Consider the following 3,015-nt stretch of genomic DNA (forward strand, 5'->3'; position numbering starts at 1 on the left):
CCACCGCTCGGCGACCGCCGCGACGACGGCGTCGTACAGGCCGCGCACCGCGGCGCGCCCCTCGGGCGAGGAGGTGCCGTGCGACACGGCGACGAGCGCGGGCGGGCGTCGAGGCGTCATCCGCCCATGCTGGCACCATCGGGCGTGCGACGCGCGGCTGTCACGCCGGATGACGGGCCGACCGCGTGACGCCGTGGGCTCAGAAGCTCGTGACGAGCTCGCCGAGGACCTCGTCGACCTCGGTCGGGTCGGTCGCGTCGTAGTAGTGCGCACCGGTCGCGCCGGAGATCGCCCGGAGCGTGTCGACGTCGGCGTCGGCGCCGTAGGCGAGCGTGAAGACGAGCACCGGGGTCGAGTGGTGCAGCTCCTCGAGCGTGTCGAGCATCTGCTGCGACGACGTGCTCGGCGCCTCGGTCTCGTTGCGCCCGTCGCTGAGCAGCACGATCGCGTTGATGCGATCGCGGTCGTAGTCCTCGGCCTGCTGCTTCGCGAACGTGTCGACCGCCTCGTACAGCGGCGTCCACTCGATCGGCTTCAGGCCGCCCAACGCCGACTCGAACCGGTCGCGCGTGTCGGCGATGTCGGCGACGGCGCTGACCTCGCCGGGGGCGAGCGCCTGCGCGTCGACCTCGGAGAACGCCGCGAGCCCGACGTTGTCGCCGGCGGAGAAGTGGTCGAGGGACAGCTCGACCGCCTGCTTCGCGGCTTCGAGCTTCGACTCGCCGGTCTCGATGGGGTCGCCCATCGACCCGGAGACATCGAGCAGGAAGAGGACGTTGGCCCGCTTGCGGACCTCGGGGAACGCCTCGTGCATGGCCACGACCACCTGCTGCTCGGGGAAGGGGAGGCCGGCATCGGTCGACTCGGCGAGTGCGCCGACCTCCTCGACCTCGGCGTCGAGCTCTCCGTTCAGGTCGCGGTAGCCGGCCTCGCGCACGATGGCCTGACCCTCCTTCGTGCCTGCGAAGCGCAGGAAGTCCTCGGCGGCGGCGGCCTCGGCGTCGTCGACCCAGGAGCCGGTGAGCACGACGGCGGGGTTGTCGGCGACGTAGTAGCCGTCGCTCGGGTAGATCGGCACGAGCTGCTCGGCGGGCGGGTCGGTCTCGATGCGCGTGACGCCGTCGCGGCTGGTGATGCCCCGGTTGTAGTCCCAGACCGACTTCTCGTCGACGATCACGGCCGAGAGGAAGTCGGCGGCCGACCCCCCGGCGTCGGCGGACTGCCTGGCGTGCCAGAGGAAGTGCTCGGGCGTGGCCATGTAGTGGCTCGTCGCGAGCTCGTGCTGCTTCACCTCGTCGGAGATCTCGTCGTCGGTGATCTCGGCGGCCGTGAGGTCGGCGAGCGACCCCGCCGCCGCCCCGTAGGAGGCGAGCATGGCGGCCTCGCCCGAGCTCGCGATGACCGGGCTGGTCTTGCCGAGCTTGAACTCGCCCCACTCCGGGTGGTCGAGGTCGGTCCAGACCGCGGCGTCGTCGGCGGTCTCGAAGACGTCGGTCCAGGTGGGCGGCTCCTCGTCCCAGCCGATCGCCGCCGCGAGCGGTTCGGGCATGGCGAGCACGATGTCGGACGAGCCGATGCTCGTCCCCTCGGCGGGGACGTTCGCGCCCCCGCCCCCTTCGCGCGCGACGCCGAGCCACGATCGGGCGTCGGGGATCCACACGACGGGCCGCTCGTCCTCGGGGGTCTCGGTGAATCCGACGGCGGCCTCCTCGGCCGCGATGCCCGACTTGTCCTTCGCGGCGACGACCGTGACGCATGAGCCGTCGACGTCGCGTGGCTCGGCGTTGTATCCCTCGGCGAGGCGTTCGACCATCTCGGCGTTCTCGAAGGACGACAGCACAGACACCGTCGTGCAGGGCTCGGCGCCGGGTTCCGCCGCGGGCTCGTCGTCGGGGAAGACGATGGGCTCCGGCTCGGCCGCCTCGCTCGGCGCGGCCGCCGGCCCACTGCCCTGGTTCGCGACGACCATCGCGGTGATGGCCCCGCCGATGACGAGGACGGCGATGACGGCTGCGGCGATGCCCATCCACATGCCGCGTCGCCGACGCCGACGGCGCTCCTCGCGCAGTCGGCTGCGGTCGCGTCGGTACGGGACGCTGCTCGGCGCGTCGGGCATCGTTCCTCCAGTCGGGACGGCTGGCTCGATCGTGAGCCTAGCTCAGCAGGCTGCGACCTCGCAGGGAACGTCCACGCACCCCCTGCGACGGCTCAGCCGGTCGCGTTGAGGAGGCCGATGAGGACGGCCGTCCACCACGCCGCCTGCGACACCAGGGCGCTCACGACGAACCACGTCCGCACGCCGCGCGGGAGCGCTCGGAAGCGTGCGGTCGGCGGCAGGCGCGCGAGGTCCGAGGTCCAGCGCGTCAACGCGACGCCGTTGAGGCTCAGCACCAGCACGGCGGCAAGCTTGACCTGGGTCGGCGTGGACGTGAGGTCGGGCTCGAGCAGCGCGCCGCTCGCGAGCAGTCCGCCGAGTCCGGCCCAGACCGGCAGGATCATCGTGCGGTCGGCCTGGCGCAGTTCGCGCACGGTGCTCCATCCGGTCGCCCAGAGGAGTGCGTGCCACTCGATCATGAGCACGGCGCCGAGCCCGACGACGAGCGACGCGAGGTGCACGAACAGGGCGACACCGTGCAGCCAGTCCGGTGGGCTGAGGATGGCGCTGAGCCAGACGGTCAGCGCCCAGGCCGCGGACACCGCACCGTACGCGACGGCGCGTCCACGCCGCCTGCGTGCCTGCTTCTGCTTGATCGTCGTCACGAGCCGAGCGCCGGCCTCTCGTCAGTCGCACGCGCTGGCGCGTGCGCACCCCGTTCCGCTGGCCATCACCCTATCGGGCGCGTGTTTCGGGCGCGCTCCATCGTGGTTGCGACCCGAGGCGGGGCGATCGGATGCCGCTACTCGGCGACGAGCGCGAGCGAGGTGTCGCCGCAGGGCACGACGTCCGCACCGCTCGCCAGGCGCGCGGCGCCGGTCGCGCGTCCCTCGGCCTCGGCTCCGCGCAGCGGTGCGAGC

Annotated in this window: 2 protein-coding genes; both read right to left on the reverse strand. The window is 72.6% G+C overall.

What is annotated here, in order from left to right; translation table 11 throughout:
* Nucleotides 1-199: 199 nt before the first annotated feature.
* Entirely contained in the window at nucleotides 200-2,116 is a 1,917-nt protein-coding gene (locus ESO86_RS14495; protein ID WP_129235627.1) for a vWA domain-containing protein, read from the reverse strand.
* Between the two features lie 92 nt (nucleotides 2,117-2,208).
* Entirely contained in the window at nucleotides 2,209-2,760 is a 552-nt protein-coding gene (locus ESO86_RS14500; protein WP_129235628.1) for a hypothetical protein, read from the reverse strand.
* Nucleotides 2,761-3,015 lie beyond the last annotated feature (255 nt).

Source organism: Agromyces binzhouensis, assembly GCF_004135055.1.
In the GTDB taxonomy this organism is placed as follows: domain Bacteria; phylum Actinomycetota; class Actinomycetes; order Actinomycetales; family Microbacteriaceae; genus Agromyces; species Agromyces binzhouensis.

Coding starts and splice junctions, on each gene's coding strand:
- ESO86_RS14495 (WP_129235627.1), bottom strand. CDS start 2,116: ATGCCCGACGCGCCGAGCAGCGTCCCGTACCGACGCGACCGCAGCCGA.